This window comes from Pseudomonas sp. EMN2, assembly GCF_009650555.1.
In the GTDB taxonomy this organism is placed as follows: Bacteria; Pseudomonadota; Gammaproteobacteria; order Pseudomonadales; family Pseudomonadaceae; genus Aquipseudomonas; species Aquipseudomonas sichuanensis.
The window spans coordinates 1-18,796 of sequence record NZ_VZZR01000051.1; the positions used below are offsets into that span (position 1 = coordinate 1).

Annotated in this window: 24 protein-coding genes and 1 tRNA gene; 7 read left to right on the forward strand and 18 right to left on the reverse strand. The window is 59.7% G+C overall.

Annotated features, from left to right (window positions below; translation table 11 throughout):
* Positions 1 to 23 precede the first annotated feature (23 nt).
* The gene (locus F6X61_RS16215; protein ID WP_153787466.1) at positions 24 to 989 is read left to right on the forward strand and encodes an SCO family protein; all 966 of its coding nucleotides are present in this window, start codon (positions 24 to 26) and stop codon (positions 987 to 989) included.
* A gap of 2 nt (positions 990 to 991) precedes the next feature.
* Here F6X61_RS16215 and F6X61_RS16220 read toward each other — a convergent pair whose 3' ends face one another.
* The 3 genes from F6X61_RS16220 to F6X61_RS16230 form a co-directional block, all read right to left on the reverse strand.
* The gene (locus F6X61_RS16220; RefSeq protein ID WP_153787467.1) at positions 992 to 1,279 is read right to left on the reverse strand and encodes a hypothetical protein; all 288 of its coding nucleotides are present in this window, start codon (positions 1,277 to 1,279) and stop codon (positions 992 to 994) included.
* A gap of 909 nt (positions 1,280 to 2,188) precedes the next feature.
* Positions 2,189 to 2,902 (reverse strand): DUF4225 domain-containing protein, encoded by a 714-nt coding sequence (locus tag F6X61_RS16225; RefSeq protein ID WP_153787468.1) that lies wholly within the window; start codon positions 2,900 to 2,902, stop codon positions 2,189 to 2,191.
* On the reverse strand, positions 2,899 to 3,381 hold the full coding sequence (locus F6X61_RS16230; RefSeq protein WP_153787469.1) for an Hcp family type VI secretion system effector: 483 nt from the start codon (positions 3,379 to 3,381) through the stop codon (positions 2,899 to 2,901). The genes F6X61_RS16225 and F6X61_RS16230 overlap by 4 nt, the downstream gene beginning before the upstream one ends.
* 220 nt (positions 3,382 to 3,601) lie before the next feature.
* On the opposite strand from F6X61_RS16230, the gene F6X61_RS16235 reads away from it, so the two are divergent.
* Both F6X61_RS16235 and F6X61_RS16240 read left to right on the forward strand, forming a co-directional pair.
* The gene (locus F6X61_RS16235; RefSeq protein ID WP_153787470.1) at positions 3,602 to 4,879 is read left to right on the forward strand and encodes a bifunctional O-acetylhomoserine aminocarboxypropyltransferase/cysteine synthase; all 1,278 of its coding nucleotides are present in this window, start codon (positions 3,602 to 3,604) and stop codon (positions 4,877 to 4,879) included.
* Positions 4,880 to 4,943: 64 nt separating this feature from the next.
* Positions 4,944 to 5,714 (forward strand): hypothetical protein, encoded by a 771-nt coding sequence (locus tag F6X61_RS16240; protein WP_153787471.1) that lies wholly within the window; start codon positions 4,944 to 4,946, stop codon positions 5,712 to 5,714.
* Between the two features lie 78 nt (positions 5,715 to 5,792).
* Here the strand turns inward: F6X61_RS16240 and F6X61_RS16245 are convergent, their stop codons facing one another.
* From F6X61_RS16245 to F6X61_RS16255, 3 genes are all read right to left on the reverse strand, one after another.
* Positions 5,793 to 6,089 (reverse strand): DUF3077 domain-containing protein, encoded by a 297-nt coding sequence (locus tag F6X61_RS16245; RefSeq protein WP_153787472.1) that lies wholly within the window; start codon positions 6,087 to 6,089, stop codon positions 5,793 to 5,795.
* 429 nt (positions 6,090 to 6,518) lie between these two features.
* The gene (locus F6X61_RS16250; protein WP_306109220.1) at positions 6,519 to 6,812 is read right to left on the reverse strand and encodes a type II toxin-antitoxin system YhaV family toxin; all 294 of its coding nucleotides are present in this window, start codon (positions 6,810 to 6,812) and stop codon (positions 6,519 to 6,521) included.
* The gene (locus F6X61_RS16255) at positions 6,766 to 6,954 is read right to left on the reverse strand and encodes a hypothetical protein (RefSeq protein ID WP_153787473.1); all 189 of its coding nucleotides are present in this window, start codon (positions 6,952 to 6,954) and stop codon (positions 6,766 to 6,768) included. Before F6X61_RS16255 ends, F6X61_RS16250 begins: the two co-directional genes overlap by 47 nt.
* A 244-nt stretch (positions 6,955 to 7,198) precedes the next feature.
* On the opposite strand from F6X61_RS16255, the gene F6X61_RS16260 reads away from it, so the two are divergent.
* On the forward strand, positions 7,199 to 7,633 hold the full coding sequence (locus tag F6X61_RS16260) for a YeeE/YedE family protein (protein WP_153787474.1): 435 nt from the start codon (positions 7,199 to 7,201) through the stop codon (positions 7,631 to 7,633).
* Between the two features lie 2 nt (positions 7,634 to 7,635).
* Positions 7,636 to 8,055: a DUF6691 family protein gene (locus tag F6X61_RS16265; protein ID WP_153787475.1), complete on the forward strand. Its 420-nt coding sequence runs from the start codon at positions 7,636 to 7,638 to the stop codon at positions 8,053 to 8,055.
* A gap of 78 nt (positions 8,056 to 8,133) precedes the next feature.
* On the opposite strand, the gene F6X61_RS16270 is transcribed toward F6X61_RS16265, so the two are convergent.
* The 12 genes from F6X61_RS16270 to thrS form a co-directional block, all read right to left on the reverse strand.
* Positions 8,134 to 8,445 (reverse strand): DUF3077 domain-containing protein, encoded by a 312-nt coding sequence (locus tag F6X61_RS16270; RefSeq protein WP_178125832.1) that lies wholly within the window; start codon positions 8,443 to 8,445, stop codon positions 8,134 to 8,136.
* A 76-nt stretch (positions 8,446 to 8,521) separates the two neighbouring features.
* Entirely contained in the window at positions 8,522 to 8,758 is a 237-nt protein-coding gene (locus F6X61_RS16275) for a hypothetical protein (RefSeq protein WP_153787477.1), read from the reverse strand.
* Between the two features lie 379 nt (positions 8,759 to 9,137).
* Positions 9,138 to 9,944, reverse strand: a complete 807-nt coding sequence (locus F6X61_RS16280) for an HNH endonuclease (protein WP_153787478.1) — start codon at positions 9,942 to 9,944, stop codon at positions 9,138 to 9,140.
* 304 nt (positions 9,945 to 10,248) lie between these two features.
* A tRNA-Pro gene (locus F6X61_RS16285) sits at positions 10,249 to 10,325 on the reverse strand.
* Between the two features lie 99 nt (positions 10,326 to 10,424).
* The gene (locus F6X61_RS16290; protein ID WP_011533210.1) at positions 10,425 to 10,781 is read right to left on the reverse strand and encodes a MerR family transcriptional regulator; all 357 of its coding nucleotides are present in this window, start codon (positions 10,779 to 10,781) and stop codon (positions 10,425 to 10,427) included.
* Positions 10,762 to 11,064 (reverse strand): integration host factor subunit alpha, encoded by a 303-nt coding sequence (gene ihfA, locus F6X61_RS16295; RefSeq protein WP_009394049.1) that lies wholly within the window; start codon positions 11,062 to 11,064, stop codon positions 10,762 to 10,764. Before ihfA ends, F6X61_RS16290 begins: the two co-directional genes overlap by 20 nt.
* Before the next feature lie 4 nt (positions 11,065 to 11,068).
* Entirely contained in the window at positions 11,069 to 13,450 is a 2,382-nt protein-coding gene (pheT, locus tag F6X61_RS16300) for a phenylalanine--tRNA ligase subunit beta (RefSeq protein ID WP_153787479.1), read from the reverse strand.
* Between the two features lie 31 nt (positions 13,451 to 13,481).
* Positions 13,482 to 14,498 (reverse strand): phenylalanine--tRNA ligase subunit alpha, encoded by a 1,017-nt coding sequence (gene pheS / locus F6X61_RS16305; RefSeq protein ID WP_110993887.1) that lies wholly within the window; start codon positions 14,496 to 14,498, stop codon positions 13,482 to 13,484.
* Positions 14,499 to 14,609: 111 nt separating this feature from the next.
* Complete coding sequence (gene rplT, locus F6X61_RS16310) at positions 14,610 to 14,966, reverse strand: 50S ribosomal protein L20 (protein ID WP_003250671.1); 357 nt, start codon at positions 14,964 to 14,966, stop codon at positions 14,610 to 14,612.
* Positions 14,967 to 14,994: 28 nt separating this feature from the next.
* Positions 14,995 to 15,189 (reverse strand): 50S ribosomal protein L35, encoded by a 195-nt coding sequence (gene rpmI, locus F6X61_RS16315; RefSeq protein ID WP_003250667.1) that lies wholly within the window; start codon positions 15,187 to 15,189, stop codon positions 14,995 to 14,997.
* A gap of 60 nt (positions 15,190 to 15,249) precedes the next feature.
* Positions 15,250 to 15,801 carry a translation initiation factor IF-3 gene (gene infC, locus F6X61_RS16320; protein WP_012052879.1) on the reverse strand — a complete coding sequence of 184 codons (552 nt, stop codon included), beginning with the start codon at positions 15,799 to 15,801 and terminating at the stop codon, positions 15,250 to 15,252.
* On the reverse strand, positions 15,801 to 17,723 hold the full coding sequence (gene thrS / locus F6X61_RS16325; RefSeq protein ID WP_153787480.1) for a threonine--tRNA ligase: 1,923 nt from the start codon (positions 17,721 to 17,723) through the stop codon (positions 15,801 to 15,803). The genes infC and thrS overlap by 1 nt, the downstream gene beginning before the upstream one ends.
* Positions 17,724 to 18,058: 335 nt before the next feature.
* Here thrS and F6X61_RS16330 point away from each other — a divergent pair, with 335 nt between their 5' ends.
* Positions 18,059 to 18,361: a hypothetical protein gene (locus F6X61_RS16330; RefSeq protein ID WP_153787481.1), complete on the forward strand. Its 303-nt coding sequence runs from the start codon at positions 18,059 to 18,061 to the stop codon at positions 18,359 to 18,361.
* Positions 18,362 to 18,525: 164 nt separating this feature from the next.
* A complete protein-coding gene (locus F6X61_RS16335; RefSeq protein WP_110993890.1) occupies positions 18,526 to 18,738 on the forward strand; it encodes a cold-shock protein in 213 nt (70 codons plus the stop codon).
* The last annotated feature ends 58 nt before the right edge of the window (positions 18,739 to 18,796 follow it).

Genomic DNA, 18,796 nt, shown 5'->3' on the forward strand with positions numbered 1-18,796 from the left:
CACCCACCCAAGAGGGTAAGACCATGCCCCGCACCTGGCGCCTGCTGCTGCCCCTGCTGATTATCCTCAGCCTACCCTGCGCCCTGCCCCCGACCCGCGCCAGCGCTGAGCCCGACACCCCCTGGGGTGCCAACTACTTCCCCAACATTCCCCTGCTTACCCAGGACGGCAACCAAGTACGGTTCTTCGACGACCTGATCAAAGACAAAGTGGTCGCCATCAATTTCATCTTCACCGGCTGCGGCGACTCCTGCCCGGTGGAAACCGCGCGCCTGCGCCAGGTGCAGAAGCTCTTGGGCGAACGCGTCGGCCAGGACATCTTCTTCTACTCGATCAGCATCGACCCCTATAACGACACCCCCACCACCCTCAAGCGCTACGCCGAAAAGTTCTCCATCGGCCCGGGCTGGACCCTGCTCACCGGCGAGGCCGCCGACATCGAACAGCTGCGCCGCAGCCTCGGCCTGTATATCGAAGGGCTGGAGAACGGCCGCAGCAAAGACCACAACCTGAGCCTGATCATCGGCAACCAGAGCACCGGCCGCTGGATGAAAGCCTCGCCCTTCGAAAGCCCGTACATCCTCGCCGACCGCCTGGCCAACAGCCTGCACAACTGGAAGACCGCCAGCGTGCAGAACCTCGACTACACCCAGGCGCCCGAGATCCGCACGCCCAGTGCCGGCGAGCAACTGTTCCGCACCCGCTGCTCATCGTGCCACACCGTGGGCGAGGCCGAACGCGGTGCCACCGGCGGGATTGGGCCGGACCTGCTGGGGGTGACCCGCCAGCGCGACGAAGCCTGGCTGAAACGCTGGCTGATGGTGCCGGACCAGATGCTGGCCGAAAAAGACCCGCTAGCCATGCTGCTGTACCAGCAGTACAACCAGCTGGCGATGCCCAACATGCGGTTGGGGGAGACGGAGGTGGCGGCGTTGCTGACGTACTTGGAGGAAGAGACGACGCGGGTTCAGGGGGTGGTGGGGCGATAGGGTCAGGGTTCGCCGTGGCGCTTGAAGGTGGGGTCCCATTTGCGGCGTAAGCGGATGGGGGAAGGGGTCAGCCCAGGGATGATCCAAAGGTGGTGCAGAATCATCGGGATCGACAACCAGACGATCCAGGGGTGTTCATGAACGGTCTCGACGGGGAGGCCGAATCGTCCATATTCACCGGGAAAGACATGGAAGAAGTAAAAAACCGCGAAGCCAATGTTGTAGAACGAACCGAGTACCGATTTGCCCTCGGTCAGATTGATTCCGGAAAAAAAGAACCAGAAAAGCATTGACGATGACAGGCTCCAGCACACGACAAGAAAAAACGTCAAGGCAGTCATAAGCACCCCACGGCGTTACCTCAAAATATCCATGTCTCTTTTCCAACGGAAGCAATTCACATTATTCTTCCGGAATTGTGCAACAAAATGAAGCACGGTAAATACGCAAGCAAACCAGAATACTTGAGGGTGACGCTCAATTATGTCGGGCCGTTGATAGACATAAAAATATTTATCCAGAGCACCCACCGAACAATGCATGAACGCCAGAATAAAATTATAGAAAATCACAGCACCATGCCTCGTATCTTCCTCGCCTCGCTTTGTTACGCAGCACCTTAGAAACCGTGACCCCGCAAGTGCTGCAAAAGAGAAAACAACATAAAACCATAGCATCGCATAATCCTCATCAGGCCTTACAAATTACAACCAATCATCCCAGCCGCGTTGAATCAGCCCTACCCTTGGATAAGCCAGAAAAACAGCGAGCATTATTTATTGCCACAATGCCGTATAGGTGAATGAGCATGAATACGAGGGCCAACCCCTCAGCTATCCCATACACCAAAATCCAGCGTGCCGAATTCATTACCCATGAATTCGCAGTAGCGCTTCACTTTTTTCTGAACCATTTCTTTGGCTCCCACTGCACGGGAAATGCAAAGCTGTGCATCCACATACCAACAATGCACCACCACCCAACAGCAGGGTTTTCATATCTAAAGTCAGGCACATACCCAATAAACAATAGATAGGACCGCTCCATAATCCTCATGTAATAAGTTGAAAAAAATATATTGAAAACCACGCACAACCAAAAAGTCACCCATCTGAAATTCGCTCCAGAAAACCTATACCTAAGCGTATACGCAATCACCACCCCGACAACCACGCAGCATCCGAACAACCAGGAAATCATTACTTCTGAATCTCCACCCAGATCAGCTCCCCATTCATGACGTTCACGCCAAGCTCTAAGCCTATAGCTCCTGCCCCCAAATTTTTGTACGCAGGAACCATATCAGACCTGATGTACTTAAAAAGCCTCCAAGCATTTCGACCAACAACGAGCGTAGTCAACCCAAAACCAGACAACGCCATATCCGTAGCGGCATACACGACATTCCCATGCGAAGCCTTCCCTCCCAGCGCCTTGGCTACTTCCTGATAACCCTTTCTCAATGGACCTACCGTATCGGTTCTTCCCTGAAAAATATTTCGACCATTTTCATAAACTGCATTGATCCCATGCTGCATGAGTGCAATACCCCCCAAAGCACACGCAACCCCTGCGGTCAGCTTGCATACTGCGACACCGCCTGCAATCTGTATTACTCCGGCCGCCAACCCTGCCACCAGTTTTGAATATTGAAAAAACTGATCAGCCAACTCGGCATGTTCTTTCCTTATTTGAATCAGCCCTTGCTCCGGCGTTCTCCTCCCGGTCCGAACATCCTCCACAATGCCCTTCCCGACATACGCCATTTCCTGCGTAAACTGCAGCCGCAACATCCCATCATCCAGGCACCGCGCGGCAACTTCGCAGGCATATTGCGTCAGCCGCGCTGCGGCATGGCTGACCTCCCAGAAGTCGTCGTCCCACGGCACGTCATGCTCGCTGCGCCCGCTCATTCCTCGCCCCAGGTTGCATACCCGGTTGTTCCGGCCACATGGTGCACCCAGGAGATATCCCGGTAGCGCAGCGCCAGATACTCTTGCGGCTCCTGCTCGTTGAGCAGGACGGCGTGGGGCATGGCGACGTTCTGCTGGACGATCACCGCCCCGCCGAGTCTCACCGAGTAGTATTTTTCCTGGAGGCCCGCAGCGCTGGTGCGGAAGAACTGAATGTCGCATTCGACCCGCTCGCCGCTGTCCAGCGCCTGGGCCAGAAGCGGGGTGGCCTTGTCGACGAACTTGGTGAGGTAGACGGGACGGTGCAGCGCGCGCTGCGTGTTGTCGGCATGGGTGAGGCCATGGTCGAAAGCCAGCACCATGATTTCGTCCCTATGCCCCAGTTGGCACTTGTTGCCGATTGAGTCCTGGGTGGAGCAGCCCGCCGAGATCAGCCCCTGAAGCGAACCTTTGATCGACATATATCCGTGATAAGCCATGTTACGAACTCCCTGTAAAAGGCTCGCAATCTAATGGCGCACAGTGCGGCTGTATGTCGGACGCGTCCGAAAATACGCCACTAAGAAGTTACCAAGTACGACAGACATACTGGGCGCACTCTGCCACTGCTTGGGCAAAACTGCCTGCCAGACGGCTTGACCCTCACAGGCGTCGCGCTCCATGCTCAGCCGCTTCCACCCACGCTCAAGGAACGACTGCATGAAGCTGGAAACACTCGCCATCCACGCGGGCTTCAGCCCCGACCCGACCACCCGGGCCGTGGCCGTGCCGATCTACCAGACCACCTCGTTCGCCTTCGACGACACCCAGCACGGCGCCGACCTGTTCGACCTGAAGGTGGCCGGCAATATCTACTCGCGCATCATGAACCCCACCAACGACGTGCTCGAGCAGCGCATGGCCGCCCTCGAAGGCGGGGTCGGCGCGCTGGCCGTGGCTTCGGGCATGGCCGCCATCACCTACGCCATCCAGACCGTCGCCGAGACCGGCGACAACATCGTTTCGGTGGCCAAGCTGTACGGCGGCACCTACAACCTGCTGGCTCACACCCTGCCGCGCATGGGCATCACCACCCGCTTTGCCGCCCATGACGACATCGCCGCCCTCGAAGCGCTGATCGACGAACGCACCAAGGCGGTGTTCTGCGAGTCCATCGGCAACCCCGCCGGCAATATCGTCGACATCGCCGCCCTGGCCGCCGCCGCCCACCGCCACGGCGTGCCGCTGATCGTCGACAACACCGTGGCCACGCCGATCCTGTGCCGCCCGTTCGAGCACGGCGCCGACATCGTGGTGCACTCGCTGACCAAGTACATCGGCGGCCACGGCACCAGCATCGGCGGCATCGTCATCGACTCGGGCAAGTTCCCCTGGGCCGAGCACAAGGCACGCTTTGCCCTGCTCAACACCCCCGATGCCTCCTACCACGGCGTGACCTACACCGAAGCCTTCGGCCCCGCCGCGTTCATCGGCCGCTGCCGCGTGGTGCCGCTGCGCAACACCGGTGCGGCGCTGTCGCCGTTCAATGCCTTCCTGATCCTGCAAGGCCTGGAGACCCTGGCCCTGCGCATGGAGCGCCACACCGAGAACGCGCTCAAGGTTGCCCACTACCTGCAAGGCCACGAGCAAGTGGCGTGGGTGAAATACGCCGGCCTGCCCGACCACCCCGAGCATGAGTTGGCCCAGCGCTATACCGGCGGCAAGCCGGCCTCGATCCTGTCGTTCGGCATCCAGGGCGGCCAGGCTGCTGGGGCACGCTTCATCGATGCGCTGCAACTGGTGGTGCGCCTGGTGAACATCGGTGATGCCAAGTCGCTGGCCTGCCACCCCGCCTCCACCACCCACCGCCAGCTCAACGACGAAGAGCTGGAAAAGGCCGGCGTGCCACGGGACATGGTGCGCTTGTCGATCGGCATCGAGCACAGCGACGACATCATTGCCGACCTGGCCCAGGCGCTGGAGGCCAGCCGCGGCTGATTCACCCGCGCCCCACCCAATGCCGACGGCGGGCGCACCCTTGGCAACAGCGGATACCCACGTAATGACCCTGTTCTACCTGAAACTCATCGTCACGCCGCTGCTGATGTGGGCCGTGTCCCTCGCCTCGCGGCGCTGGGGCGGCCTGCTCGGCGGCTTGCTGTCCGGCCTGCCGATCACCTCGGCGCTGGTGATGACCTTCCTGTGCCTTGAGCAAGGCACGGCGTTCGTCCTCGGCGCGGTGCCCGGCGCCCTCGGCGGCCTGGCGGCGGTGCAGGCCACCTACGCCGTCTACCTGTACAGCACCCGCCGCTTCGGCATTGCCTGCGCCGCGCCGCTGGCGATGCTGTGTTATGGCGTGGCGGCCTACGCCTTCACCCATTGGGGCGGCCTGCCCCTGTCGATTGCCGTGGCCCTGCTGCTGATCGCCGTGCTGATCCGCGCCAGTGGCCGCGAAACCAGGCCCGACGGCCTCGCCCAACCCCGCCACCGCTATTGGGAAATCCCCCTGCGCATGGTGTCCGCCACCGGCCTGCTGATGATCACCACCAGCCTGGCCAGCTGGCTCGGGCCTGCCGCCAGCGGGATGCTGGCGCCGATCCCGGTGATCGCCTGGCCGTTGGTGGTGTTTGCCCACGTGCAAAGCGGGCGCGCCGGGATGGCGATGATGGTGCGCGGCAATGCGATTGGCGCGGTGGGGGTGATTGCGTTTTACCTGATCGTGGCCGGTTTGCTGGAGCGCATCGGCATTGCTGCGACCATGGGCTTGGCCGTGGTGGTGGCAGTTGTGCTGACCGTGGCGTTGGCGACGGTACTGCGGCGGCGCGGGGCTTGATCCAATCGGGCCGGTTGCGCACATGAAAAAGCCGCTCCCGGTGCTCCGGAAGCGGCTTTGTCGTTCAACTGTCGAGCCTCATTTGTCGCCTTGCTGTTTGATCAAGGGCAGCTGCCCCTCGATCATGACCCTGGCCAGGCCGCTCAGATAGTAGGTCGCTCGCATCAGCGTCTGCGCCTCGCGCGGCTTGGCCAGTGCCTGCTGGGTAAGCCCGGTGACGCAGCCCAGGATGACTGCAGCCTCCTCCAGCACCTCACGCGTCTGCAGCCCCGGCATGGCCTGCACCCAGTGGCGCGTTGGCATCTGCTTGCCGCGATGGGCCAGTGCGATGACGTTCAGTTTTTGCAGCTCCTGAGATTGCTCTTCCTTGTCCATGCGTTACCCCCTGTCAACGATGGCAACGGCCGCGACCGGCCACCTGCCCAGTGGAAAAAAAGAGCCCGCCGCGTCTCCCCCTCCAGGGCCTCCGGGCCATTCCGCACGATCCTTGTGCAGTTTTTGCTGACCTGAAGACCCGGCCGACCCCGGACGGTGAAACACGACGAGCAGGGCGAGACTAGTCGTGCAGATTCACCATCTCAACAGGCTAAAGCTTGAAAAAGGGCTGTTGGGAAATGGACTACATGAATAGCAGAAGAAATCCTGTAGGACCTACGAGATCAGCTTGCATCACTGTGCGTATTAGCCCCTTGCACAGGCGCTGGCCACCCCGTGGAAACGGTTTGAGGCCAATGGTACCGAGACGTGGGTTTTGCATTTGGCTGCTGCTGACTTCTGCAGCGCTGAGCTTTGATTCAGAACTGCTCAGTTGTACTCAGGTACTGGGGAGGAAGCCTGGAGAAGGTCGGCAAAAGTATCGGGCATTGCGCCTTTCTTGAGCATCGCCTTGAAAACCGCATAGACATCAGTGCGAGCGCCAGCCTTGCGTAGGGTCGCCTCGTCGTTCAGCCATGCGTAGATGATGCTTTTGGGAAGGTCGCCTCGGTACTGGAAGAAAAGGCGATAGCGGTTGGGCAGCCCGGCTTTGACCCTACGCCAGTGCCGACAGTTCTTACCCAGAGTTCGCTTGCGCTTTGGCCCGAAGGTGCCCCATACGATTCAGCAACGCTGACGGGATGGGCTCGATCCTTTCCGGATGCTCTGATATGTCAGCATGCACAAGCTCAAGAAAGGCTTTTTTGGCCTCCTGCGCTTCGCGCTCGGCGGCCAGGAATGCCACCTTCACCCTTGACTTGGACATGTTTTGCTCCTGTTCTCGCCCCTGCGACAGCTACCGCATGTGCGGCCTGACGAAGGCAATAATACAGCAGAAGCAGCCATGCGAACCTTGGGCGAGCCCATCGTTGCAGGTTTCAGAACGGTACTACAATCCCGGCCCGCGGATGACCGAGTTCGGCAACGAACGGTTAGCCCTTTTGGCACAGGCTCTTGTACCCGCGCAGGCCTATATTTTGACCAGAACCTCTGTTGGCGGGAGCTGCAGCATGAACATCGATTGGGTCAACTTCACACCTTGGGCGTCCTTGGCCGGAGGCGCCTTGATCGGCCTGGCCGTAAGCCTGTTCATCCTGGCGAATGGCAGAATCGCCGGCATCAGTGGCCTGCTCGGTAGCCTGATCCAGGGCGATGGTGAGGGCCGCAGCGAGAAAGCGTTGTTCCTGCTCGGCCTGGTGCTGGCGCCGTTGCTGTGGGGAGTGTTTACCGTATTGCCCGAGATCGAGGTCCACGCCGGGTGGCCGGCGTTGGTGATTGCCGGCCTGCTGGTCGGTGTGGGCACCCGCTATGCCGCCGGTTGCACCAGTGGCCATGGCGTCTGTGGCGTGTCCAGGTTGTCGCCGAGGTCGATGCTGGCCACCTTGTGCTTCATGGCGACCGGGTTTGCCACGGTGTATGTCATCCGCCATCTGCTGGGGGCTTGAACATGCGCAAGTTCACGGCCTTTCTCGCAGGGTTGGTCTTTGGCTTCGGTCTGCTGCTGGGGGGCCTGACCAACCCCGCGAAGGTGCTGGCGTTTCTCGATGTAACCGGGGCCTGGGACCCCAGCCTGGCGCTGGTGATGGCAGGCGCCATCGCGGTGGCGGCGGCCCCGCTGAACTGGGCGCGCACGCGTAACCAGTCCTTGCTCGGTGCGCCCATGCAGTTGCCGGTGAAGCGCACACTGGATGCCCGCTTGATTGGCGGCAGCCTAGTGTTTGGCGTGGGCTGGGGGATTGCCGGGTTCTGCCCTGGGCCGGCGGTGGCGTTAGTATCCACGGGGCGGTGGCAGGTTTTGCTGTTCGTGGTGGCGATGCTGGTTGGCATGTATTTGTTTGCCAAGCTGGAGAGCCGACGCGGCAATTGAACGAGTCATCGATATCCGGCACGCCACCACAGGGCAGTCATGTCGCCCGAAGACAGCTTCGGGCGTGTTGCTCCTGCTCTATTCGCCCCGCAAGGCTGGGGCCATCAAGCCGTGGTTTGCATCCTGGACCAGCGCCTTGGCCATGCCGCTGAGGTAGTGCATTGCCGTCAATAGCGTGGGCAGGTGATCCGTTTCCACCATCGCCAAGTCACTGATCTTGTGCACCGCACACATCAGCACGGTCGCCTGCTCCACCGCATGGTCCAGCGGATGGCCCGCGACTACGCGGAACAGAGGGTCTTGCACACCGGCCTCCCCGCCTTCGCCGAAATGGCCGACGCCGGTGGTGGTGAGTTGCTTGATGCGTGGGGGTTGCGATTCCTTATCCATACCACTCCTCCTGCGGCCCCGCGAACGGCGCGGGGCCTGATCGGTGAACATCTAGGGCGAGTACGAGTTCGCCAGGTCAGTGTTGGGATTGCACGCGGCTTAGCGCCACTTCCACCAGGGTGTGGGCGCTGTTGATTTCGTGCATGGCGGCTAGGGTCAGGACCTGGGCTGGGGGTTTGGTGTGGAGCGGGATGGACTGCTGGCTGATGGTCAGGGCGCAGACTAGGTATTCGGAGATTTGGACCAGGAGGTCTTCGAGGGTTTGGGTGGTGTAATTGTTTAGGTGGGGTGGGTCGGGGACGATTTTTAACATGATAAAGCTCCGATATCTGGCTGGAGCTACCACATCTCTGCTGTCAAACAAATGGGTGGCAGCGGTGCGTGGGTTGACAGACCGAGGATATCGGAACTCGGCGCACCGAAGTGCCCCACGCACAGCCGCCATTGAGCGTTGCGCGTGTCCGAATATCAGGGGACGGTCTGTCAAAACCGTGTCGTCGAATTTGCGGCGACTTGGCGAGACTAGATGGCTGATCGGACGGCTGCAATGGGCGGTAAGCGCTAGGAGTATGTTTCGGAAACGGACTACAGAGAATAGGGAAAATCCGATTCAATCAGAGCAACGACCAGCGCTCTTAACAACATCTCCCTCGTTATTCTCAAGACCTGATGTCAAGATCGCACACATTACCCTACTGAGGCTCAATTACCCATCGCCCACGTACCATTCCTTTCAGTTCCTCAATGCTCAGTGTCATATCCCGCTTACGATGAACTACCGCATGGCAGTTGGCGCACAAGGTCACTAAGTCGGTCTCAGGGTCCACAGCCTTCTCTCCGCCAAAATTAGAGATCGGTACTAGATGATGGACGTGAATGAAGCCTTTAGCATGTTCACCATAGACCTGTTCGAAATCGAAGCCGCATGCTTTACAGGTGAGTCCGTGGATAGCGATGGCCTTTACCCTGAGATCTTTCCGGCGCTCATAACGAGTGCCGAAATAGCTCAACTTACTGCCTTCATTGGCTGACGTAAGGGTCAGTGGGTCGTCTCGCGTAAAAGGTTCGCTTATATCATCCTGAGCAGGCAAAATCTTCGCACTAGCCAAAATTGCATCGTAATTATGTTGAGAAATGGGCCGAACACCATCCCGCCAGTAGTTAGTCGCACGACTAGCTGGGATAGTTTCAAGGTACTCTCCACCGATTTTAGAAGGGATAGCTTCTGCAAATGGAGTGAAGTCTTCTATTAAGGCAAAAAGATCACCTTTAGCACTCTTCTGGTCAGCGTAGACTTTACCTATACGCGCCCTTCCAAAATAATGCGGATCGCTGCTCAATCGAACGGAGGCAAAGGCTTTTTCCTTGATACGCCCCTTGTAGTAGATCACCTCTGTTCCTTGAGCGAGCCAAGTTTGGTAGCGCTTGGGGAAATGGTAAACGGCCCCGGTTTCGTCTTCCCACTGCGAAGTGTCGTTTTCAACGATAATAACGGGCATTTCACTTCCTCTCGGCTGGTACCGAATCATACCAAAAAAGAGGAAATTTCCTACATCGCACTCAGCAGTGGCATTAGCGACAAGCTCATGGGCAGTTGATACACGCAGATGGCTATCTAGGCGCTACCAAACCTTACAAGGTTTACGACAAGAGGATTTTCGCTGCCCAAAAAATCGACATTACATGTATGAACAGATTAGCTTCAAAGGTTTTGTACTCTGTGTGCTCGTCGATTGGCGCGCATAATCGTCGCCCATAAAAAAATCCAGTCACCGCTAAGTGACTGGATTCTTTGGAGTATTTTGGTCGGGACGGAGTGATTCGAACACTCGACCCCTTGCACCCCATGCAAGTGCGCTACCGGGCTGCGCTACGCCCCGACATCATTCTCGATACCGCTGAGAACGTTGATGAATCTACCCTAACCTTTTGATTAATGGAAGCTTTTTTTCAAAAATTTCCATTCATCGGCAAACGGGTCACTTCTTCAACACCACCAACACATCCTCCAACTCGGCAATCATCTGCCGAATCAGCTGCTTGTACTGGCTGGATTCGTCCTTGACCTCATCACTGGAGAGCCGTAACCGCGCCCCGCCAATGGTAAAGCCCTGGTCATACAGCAAAGCGCGGATCTGGCGGATCATCAGCACGTCTTGGCGCTGATAATACCGCCGGTTACCACGGCGCTTCACCGGGTTGAGCTGCGGGAATTCCTGCTCCCAGTAGCGCAGCACGTGCGGTTTTACCGCACAGAGCTCGCTGACTTCACCGATGGTGAAGTAGCGTTTACCCGGGATGGGGGGCAGCTCGTCGTTATGGCTTGGTTCCAGCATAGGCCTCTACCCGGGCTTTCAGCTTCTGCCCTGGACGAAAGGTGACGACGCGGCGCGCGGTGATCGGGATCTCTTCCCCGGTTTTGGGGTTGCGGCCCGGCCGCTGGCGTTTGTCGCGAAGGTCGAAGTTGCCGAAACCGGACAACTTGACCTGCTCGTTGTCTTCAAGCGCGTGCCGAATTTCTTCGAAAAACAGCTCGACCAGCTCCTTGGCCTCTCGCTTGTTGAGCCCCAGCTCCTCGTACAGCCTTTCGGCCATCTCAGCTTTCGTCAGAGCACCCATGCCGTTATTTCCTTAACGTGGTGTTCAACCTTTGTTCGAGCGAGGTGAGGATATTTTGCAGGGTTTCGTTCACCTCATCGTCGTTAAGAGTGCGCGATGGATGTTGCCAGGTCAAGCCGACGGCCAGGCTTTTTCTATCAGGATCAATGCCTTTACCCTGGTAGACGTCAAACAGCCTGAGGTCTGTGAGCCATTCGCCGGCATTGTCACGAATTACTTCAAGCACCGAACTGGAAGCCACATCACGGCCTGCGATCAGGGCCAGGTCACGGCGGGTTTCCGGGAACTTGGACAGTTCGCTGAACTTCGGCAGGCGGCCTTCCACTACATCACCGAGTACCAGCTCGAAGACGTAGACGGGGCGGTCGAGGCCGAGGGTCTTGGCCAGTTCCGGGTGGATCGCGCCGAGGTAGCCGACTTCCTTGCCGTCGCGCTCGATGCGGGCGGTCTGGCCTGGGTGCAGGGCTGGGTGCTTGCCGGCGACGAAGCTGAAGTCGCTCAGGGCGCCCGAGTAGCCCAGCAGGGCTTCCACGTCGGCTTTCACGTCGAAGAAGTCGATGCCGTCACGGCCATTGGCCCAACCTTCGGGCAGGCGGCTGCCGGTGACGACGCCGGCGATCATCGGCTGCTGTTTGAGGTCGCCGAGCTGGCCGACGAAGCGCAGGCCGCTTTCGAACAGGCGCACGCGGTCTTGCTGGCGGTTGAGGTTGTGCTGCATGGCCTTGACCAGGCCCGGCCACAGCGAGGCGCGCATGGCGGCCATGTCGTTGGAGATCGGGTTGGCCAGCACCAGCGGCTCGACGCCAGGGGTGAACAGCTCGAACAGTTTCGGGTCGATGAAGCTGTAGGTGATGGCTTCCTGGTAGCCGCGGGCGACCAGCAGGCGACGCAGGTTCGGCAGCTCGCCGCGGGTCTCCGGCTTACCCTTTGGCGCGAGGCGCGCCTGCGGGTAACGGACCGGCAGGTTGTTGTAGCCGTACAGGCGGGCCAGCTCTTCGATCAGGTCGACTTCCAGGCTGATGTCGAAGCGGTGGCTTGGCACGGTAACGGTCCACTGCCCTGCCCCATTGGCGCTGGTAGTCAGCTCCAGGGCGTTGAGCAGTTGCTCGACCTGGGCGGCGTCCATCTGCAGGCCGAGCATCTGGGTGATGCGTTCGTCGCGCAGGGTGATCGGCGCGATGTTCGGCAGGTGCTGTTCGCTGACGGCTTCGACGATCGGGCCGGCTTCGCCGCCGACGATCTCCAACAGCAGCGCGGTGGCGCGCTCCATGGCTTCACGGGCCAGTTGCGAATCGACGCCGCGCTCGTAGCGGTGCGAGGCGTCGGTGTGCAGGCCGTAGGAGCGAGCCTTGCCGGCAACGGAGATCGGCTCGAAGAAGGCGCTTTCCAGGAACAGGTCGCGGGTCTTCTCGGTGTTGACGCCGCTGTGCTCGCCACCCATCACGCCGGCAATGGCCAGGGCGCGGGTGTGGTCGGCGATCACCAGGGTGTCGGCGCGCAGGGCAACTTCCTGGCCGTCCAGCAGGACGAGCTTCTCACCCTCTTCGGCCATGCGCACGCGGATGCCGCCGTTGATTTCGGCGAGGTCGAAGGCGTGCATCGGCTGGCCGAGTTCGAGCATCACGTAGTTGGTGATGTCGACGGCGGCGTCGATGCTGCGCACGTCGCTGCGGCGCAGACGTTCGACCATCCACAGCGGGGTCGGCTTGCTCAGGTCGACGTTACGGATGACGCGGCCCAGGTAACGTGGGCAGGCAGCCGGGGCACTGACTTCCACCGAGCGCACTTCGTCGTGGGCAGCGGGGACAGCCGGTACTACCGGGCGGGTGACCGGCACGTCGTACAGGGCGCTGACGTCGCGGGCAAGGCCGGCCAGGGACAGGCAGTCGCCGCGGTTCGGGGTCAGGCCGATTTCGATGCTGGCGTCGTCGAGGTTCAGGTACTGGCGAATGTCCTGGCCAACCGGGGCGTCAGCGGCCAGTTCCAGCAGGCCGTCGTTCTCTTCGCTGATCTGCAGCTCAGAAGCCGAGCACAGCATGCCGAAGGACTCGACGCCGCGCAGCTTGGCTTTCTTGATCTTGAAGTCGCCCGGCAGCTCGGCGCCGATCATGGCAAACGGGATCTTGATGCCTGGGCGGGCGTTGGGGGCGCCGCAGACTACCTGGAAGGTTTCTGCGCCGTTGCTTACCTGGCACACGCGCAGTTTGTCGGCGTCCGGGTGTTGTTCGGTGGCGAGGATCTCACCCACCACGATGCCGCTGAACTGGCCGGCAGCGGGGGTCACGCTGTCGACTTCGAGGCCGGCCATGGACAGGCGGGCAACCAGTTCATCACGGGAGACTTGCGGGTTTACCCAACCGCGCAGCCACTGTTCACTGAATTTCATGCTGTTCTCCTAGAATTTGCGTCGATTGGGCCTAGCGGAATTGCGCCAGGAACCGCAGGTCGTTGTCGAAGAACAGACGCAAATCGTTGACGCCATAGCGCAGCATGGCCAGGCGCTCGGCGCCCATGCCGAAGGCGAAGCCCTGGAACTCTTCCGGGTCGATGCCGGACATGCGCAGCACGCTCGGGTGGACCATGCCGCAGCCCATCACTTCCAGCCAGCCGGTCTGCTTGCACACGCGGCAGCCTTTGCCGGAGCACATCACGCACTGGATATCGACTTCGGCGCTCGGCTCGGTGAAGGGGAAGAACGACGGGCGGAAGCGCACGGCCAGTTCTTTCTCGAAGAACACCCGCAGGAACTCTTCGATGGTGCCCTTGAGGTCGGCAAAGTTGATATCGCGGTCGATCAGCAGGCCTTCGACCTGGTGGAACATCGGCGAATGGGTGATATCCGAGTCGCAGCGGTAGACGCGGCCCGGGCAGACAATGCGGATCGGCGGTTGGCTCGATTCCATGGTACGCACCTGCACCGGCGAGGTGTGGGTACGCAGCAGCATGTTGGCATTGAAATAGAAGGTGTCGTGCATCGCCCGGGCCGGGTGGTGGCCGGGGATGTTGAGCGCTTCGAAGTTGTGGTAGTCGTCTTCGACCTCGGGGCCTTCGGCGATGCCGTAGCCGATGTGGGTGAAGAACTGCTCGATGCGCTCGAGGGTACGGGTGATCGGGTGCAACCCGCCGGTGGTCTGGCCACGGCCTGGCAGGGTGACGTCGATGCATTCGGCGGCCAGGCGAGCGTTGAGCTCGGCCTCTTCAAAGGCGGCCTTGCGTGCGTTGAGCACGTCGGTGACGCGTTCCTTGGCGTCGTTGATCAGCGCGCCAACCTTGGGGCGCTCTTCGGCTGGCAGGTTGCCCAGGGTCTTCATCACCTGGGTCAGCTCGCCTTTCTTGCCGAGGAATTGGACCCGGATCTGTTCCAGGGTTGTGATGTCTTCAGCGCGTTCCACGGCCTCAAGGGCTTGGGCAACCAGCGCGTCCAGGTTTTCCATGTACAGACTCCAGATACGAAAATAGGGGAAGAGCTTTTGAAGGCTCTTCCCCTATCGATGACGTTTTACACCCGACGGCGCAGGGCGCCGGCGGATGATTGTCGTGGGTACTTAGGCCAGAACGGCTTTAGCTTTCTCGACAATTGCAGCAAACGCCGCTTTTTCGTTCACTGCCAGGTCAGCCAGAACCTTGCGGTCGATTTCGATCGACGCTTTTTTCAGGCCAGCAATCAGACGGCTGTAGGACAGGCCGTTGGTGCGTGCACCGGCGTTGATACGAGCGATCCACAGAGCGCGGAACTGACGCTTCTTCTGGCGACGGTCGCGGTAGGCGTATTGGCCAGCCTTGATGACAGCCTGCTTGGCAACACGGAATACGCGCGAACGTGCACCGTAGTAGCCTTTAGCCAGTTTCAGAATTTTCTTGTGACGCTTACGAGCGATGACGCCACGCTTTACACGAGCCATGAGTAACTTCCTCTATCTTTGACCGAAATTAACGTACGCGCAGCATGCGCTCGACTTTTGCAACGTCAGACGGGTGCAGCAAGCTGGCACCGCGCAGTTGACGCTTACGCTTGGTCGACATTTTGGTCAGGATGTGGCTTTTGAAAGCGTGCTTGTGCTTGAAGCCGGAAGCGGTTTTCAGGAAACGCTTCGCAGCACCGCTCTTGGTTTTCATTTTTGGCATGTTGGAACTCCGCATTCGATAAAATTACACATAATCATCAGGCCTGCCGTGCCCGGGAGATTACTTCTTTTTCTTGGGGGCGATGACCATCATAAGCTGGCGTCCTTCCATCTTCGGATGCTGCTCAACGGTGCCGTATTCGGCGAGGTCAGCTTCAACCCGCTTCAACAGCTCCATGCCCAGCTCCTGGTGGGCCATCTCACGACCACGGAATCTCAGAGAGATCTTGGCCTTGTCCCCATCGGTAAGGAAACGTACCAGGTTGCGTAGTTTTACCTGGTAATCCCCATCCTCCGTCCCTGGACGAAACTTGATTTCTTTGATCTGAATCTGCTTCTGGTTTTTCTTGGCTTCGTTGGCCTGCTTCTTCTTCTCGAAGAGGTGCTTGCCGTAGTCCATGACCTTGCAGACAGGCGGTACCGCGTCTGCAGAGATCTCTACCAGATCCAGCTTCGCTTCATCAGCGATACGAAGCGCTTCATCAATCGAGACGATGCCAACCTGCTCGCCGTCAGCGCCAATTAACCGAACCTCGCGGGCCGAGATATTCTCGTTGATCGGGGCTTTCGGTACAGCACGCTTATCGTTTCTCATTTCACGCTTAATAGTCATTACTCCGATTCTTGGCGACCACGCCGGGAAACCGCCTGATTCAGCAGCTCAGCGAACTGGGCGACGGGCATGGAGCCCAGGTCAGCGCCTTCGCGAGTACGCACTGCGACGGTTTGCGTTTCGACTTCGCGATCCCCTATAACCAAAAGGTACGGGACCTTGAGCAAAGTATGCTCGCGGATTTTAAAGCCGATCTTCTCATTTCTCAAGTCCGACTTGGCACGGAAACCGCTACCGTTCAGAGATTTCTCGACCTCGAGGGCGAAATCGGCCTGCTTGTCGGTGATGTTCATGACCACTGCCTGGGTCGGCGCCAGCCACGCCGGGAACACGCCCGCGTAGTGCTCGATGAGCATGCCGATGAAGCGCTCGAACGAACCGAGGATGGCGCGGTGCAGCATCACCGGGCGCACGCGGCTGTTGTCTTCGGCGATGTAGCTGGCGTCGAGGCGCTCAGGCAGGTTCGGGTCGTACTGCAGGGTACCGCACTGCCAGTTACGGCCCAGGCAGTCGCGCAGGGTGAACTCGATCTTCGGGCCGTAGAACGCGCCCTCGCCCGGCTGGTATTCCCACTCAAGGCCCGAGTCGTTCAGGGCTTCGGCCAGGGCACCTTCGGCGCGGTCCCACAGCTCTTCGGAACCCACGCGCTTGGCCGGGCGAGTCGAGAGCTTCATGGCGACGTCGGTGAAACCGAAGTCCTTGTACACGTCGAGGGTCAGCTTGATGAAGTCGGCGGCTTCTTTCTTCACCTGTTCTTCGGTGCAGAAGATGTGCGCATCGTCCTGCACGAAGCCACGCACGCGCATGATGCCGTGCAGCGCGCCGGACGGCTCGTTGCGGTGGCAAGCACCGAACTCGGCCAGGCGCAGCGGCAGGTCACGGTAGGACTTCAGGCCCTGGTTGAACACCTGCACGTGGCATGGGCAGTTCATCGGCTTGACCGCGTAGTCGCGGCTTTCGGAGGCCGTGGTGAACATGTTCTCGGCGTAGTTGGTCCAGTGGCCGGAACGCTCCCAGAGGATGCGATCGACGACTTGCGGGGTCTTGATTTCCGAGTAGCCGTTTTCGCGCTGGACTTTACGCATGTACTGCTCGAGTACCTGGTAGATGGTCCAGCCGTTGGCGTGCCAGAACACCATGCCCGGCGCTTCTTCCTGCAGGTGGAACAGGTCGAGCTGCTTGCCGATCTTGCGGTGGTCGCGTTTTTCGGCTTCTTCGATGCGCTGGATGTAGGCCGCCAGCTGCTTCTTGTCGGCCCAGGCGGTGCCATACACGCGCTGCAGCTGCTCGTTCTTGGCATCGCCGCGCCAGTAGGCGCCGCTCAGCTTGGTCAGCTTGAAGGCTTTGAGGAAGCGGGTGTTCGGCACGTGCGGGCCGCGGCACATGTCGACGTATTCTTCGTGGTAGTACAGGCCCATGGCCTGTTCATCCGGCATGTCTTCGACCAGGCGCAGTTTGTAGTCTTCGCCACGGCTGGTGAACACGTCGATGACTTCGGCGCGCGGGGTCATCTTCTTGACCACGTCGTAATCGGTGTCGATCAGCTGCTGCATGCGCTTTTCGATCGCAGCGAGGTCGTCCGGGGTGAAGGGACGCTCGTAGGCGATGTCGTAATAGAAGCCTTCGTCGATCACCGGGCCGATCACCATCTTGGCGGTCGGGTACAGCTGCTTCACTGCGTGGCCGATCAGGTGGGCGCACGAGTGACGGATGATCTCCAGTCCCTCTGCATCTTTGGGGGTGATGATCTGCAGGGTGGCGTCGTGGTCGATCTTGTCGCAGGCATCGACGAGCTTGCCGTCGACCTTGCCGGCCAGGGTGGCCTTGGCCAGGCCGGCGCCGATCGAGGCGGCGACTTCGGCTACGGATACCGGCTGGTCGAACGTGCGTTGACTGCCATCGGGAAGAGTAATAACGGGCATGGCGCCTCCTCTCCTAGTGGTGACCCCTACCAAAGGTCACGTGGGTTGGGATGAGCCAGTACAAGATCCGCCCTGCCTTTCCCATGGGAAAGCCTGCCTCACAGTGGCAGAGACCTTTCGGCCGGTCAGGGGCGAACCAGAGTGACTGGAGGTATAAAAAGAAATGCGGCTGCCACCGGCATACCGCAAGGGAGGCATGCTAGCACGGGGCTAGAGGGGTCGGCAGAAAATTTTGGCAAGCGTGCCTGCCGGGTGAACTTGTGCGGAAAATTTCCTATCAGACCTTCTGAAGCAACCTACTCTTGATGAGACCTTAACCCAAGGAGTATCCGGTTATGCGACTTCCCTCCCTTCTGGCCGCCTGCGCCGTTAGCGCCCTGCTGCTGCCCTTGGCTGCCACTGCGGGCGACTTCCCGGCGGGCAAGGAGAAAAACTACATGGCCCAGTGCCAGGACACGGCCAAGGCGCAAGGCGTCGACGCCGCGACGGCAACCAAGCACTGCACCTGCGGCGCCCAGGCCATCAAAAAGAACTTTACCGACGAAGAGATCAAGGACCTCGACAGCTCGGACGGTGTCGACGCCAAGCTGATGCACCGTGCCCAGGCCGCCGTGCAGGCCGCCTGCAAGCCGAAATAGCTGCGCTTCATGCGACCTTGCCCCCCTTCGTTTGCGCTTTATCGACATAGTGCGAAGGTAATAGGCGCCTGATCCGCAGAATTAGACTATGATGTAGCCGGTGCCCCTGTAGCCTTGGCCGCATCGCACCTCGAAAAAAAATCATGTTTCTGGAGATTCATCCCATGTCCAATCGCCAAACCGGCACCGTCAAATGGTTCAATGATGAAAAAGGCTTCGGCTTCATCACCCCACAAGGCGGCGGCGACGACCTGTTCGTACACTTCAAGGCCATCGAAACCGACGGTTTCAAGAGCCTGAAAGAAGGTCAGACTGTTTCCTTCGTCGCCGAGCGCGGCCAGAAGGGCATGCAGGCTGCACAGGTGCGTCCGGAGTAATTCGGATAGCTGTAAAAAACCCGCCACTTGTGGCGGGTTTTTTATTGGCTGCGAAAAA

What these genes read in the sequence shown, in the direction of transcription:
- F6X61_RS16235 (WP_153787470.1), top strand. Translation starts at nt 3,602, where the DNA reads ATGAAGCTGGAAACACTCGCCATCCACGCGGGCTTCAGCCCCGACCCG.
- F6X61_RS16290 (WP_011533210.1), bottom strand. Translation starts at nt 10,781, where the DNA reads ATGCTGGAACCAAGCCATAACGACGAGCTGCCCCCCATCCCGGGTAAA.
- F6X61_RS16230 (WP_153787469.1), bottom strand. Translation starts at nt 3,381, where the DNA reads ATGGCTTATCACGGATATATGTCGATCAAAGGTTCGCTTCAGGGGCTG.
- F6X61_RS16330 (WP_153787481.1), top strand. Translation starts at nt 18,059, where the DNA reads ATGCGACTTCCCTCCCTTCTGGCCGCCTGCGCCGTTAGCGCCCTGCTG.
- F6X61_RS16240 (WP_153787471.1), top strand. Translation starts at nt 4,944, where the DNA reads ATGACCCTGTTCTACCTGAAACTCATCGTCACGCCGCTGCTGATGTGG.
- ihfA (WP_009394049.1), bottom strand. Translation starts at nt 11,064, where the DNA reads ATGGGTGCTCTGACGAAAGCTGAGATGGCCGAAAGGCTGTACGAGGAG.
- F6X61_RS16255 (WP_153787473.1), bottom strand. Translation starts at nt 6,954, where the DNA reads ATGTCCAAGTCAAGGGTGAAGGTGGCATTCCTGGCCGCCGAGCGCGAA.
- F6X61_RS16270 (WP_178125832.1), bottom strand. Translation starts at nt 8,445, where the DNA reads ATGGATAAGGAATCGCAACCCCCACGCATCAAGCAACTCACCACCACC.
- pheS (WP_110993887.1), bottom strand. Translation starts at nt 14,498, where the DNA reads ATGGAAAACCTGGACGCGCTGGTTGCCCAAGCCCTTGAGGCCGTGGAA.
- F6X61_RS16280 (WP_153787478.1), bottom strand. Translation starts at nt 9,944, where the DNA reads ATGCCCGTTATTATCGTTGAAAACGACACTTCGCAGTGGGAAGACGAA.
- F6X61_RS16225 (WP_153787468.1), bottom strand. Translation starts at nt 2,902, where the DNA reads ATGAGCGGGCGCAGCGAGCATGACGTGCCGTGGGACGACGACTTCTGG.
- thrS (WP_153787480.1), bottom strand. Translation starts at nt 17,723, where the DNA reads ATGCCCGTTATTACTCTTCCCGATGGCAGTCAACGCACGTTCGACCAG.
- F6X61_RS16265 (WP_153787475.1), top strand. Translation starts at nt 7,636, where the DNA reads ATGCGCAAGTTCACGGCCTTTCTCGCAGGGTTGGTCTTTGGCTTCGGT.
- F6X61_RS16245 (WP_153787472.1), bottom strand. Translation starts at nt 6,089, where the DNA reads ATGGACAAGGAAGAGCAATCTCAGGAGCTGCAAAAACTGAACGTCATC.
- rplT (WP_003250671.1), bottom strand. Translation starts at nt 14,966, where the DNA reads ATGGCTCGTGTAAAGCGTGGCGTCATCGCTCGTAAGCGTCACAAGAAA.
- rpmI (WP_003250667.1), bottom strand. Translation starts at nt 15,189, where the DNA reads ATGCCAAAAATGAAAACCAAGAGCGGTGCTGCGAAGCGTTTCCTGAAA.
- infC (WP_012052879.1), bottom strand. Translation starts at nt 15,801, where the DNA reads ATGACTATTAAGCGTGAAATGAGAAACGATAAGCGTGCTGTACCGAAA.
- F6X61_RS16335 (WP_110993890.1), top strand. Translation starts at nt 18,526, where the DNA reads ATGTCCAATCGCCAAACCGGCACCGTCAAATGGTTCAATGATGAAAAA.
- F6X61_RS16260 (WP_153787474.1), top strand. Translation starts at nt 7,199, where the DNA reads ATGAACATCGATTGGGTCAACTTCACACCTTGGGCGTCCTTGGCCGGA.
- F6X61_RS16275 (WP_153787477.1), bottom strand. Translation starts at nt 8,758, where the DNA reads ATGTTAAAAATCGTCCCCGACCCACCCCACCTAAACAATTACACCACC.
- F6X61_RS16220 (WP_153787467.1), bottom strand. Translation starts at nt 1,279, where the DNA reads ATGCTTTTCTGGTTCTTTTTTTCCGGAATCAATCTGACCGAGGGCAAA.
- F6X61_RS16215 (WP_153787466.1), top strand. Translation starts at nt 24, where the DNA reads ATGCCCCGCACCTGGCGCCTGCTGCTGCCCCTGCTGATTATCCTCAGC.
- pheT (WP_153787479.1), bottom strand. Translation starts at nt 13,450, where the DNA reads ATGAAATTCAGTGAACAGTGGCTGCGCGGTTGGGTAAACCCGCAAGTC.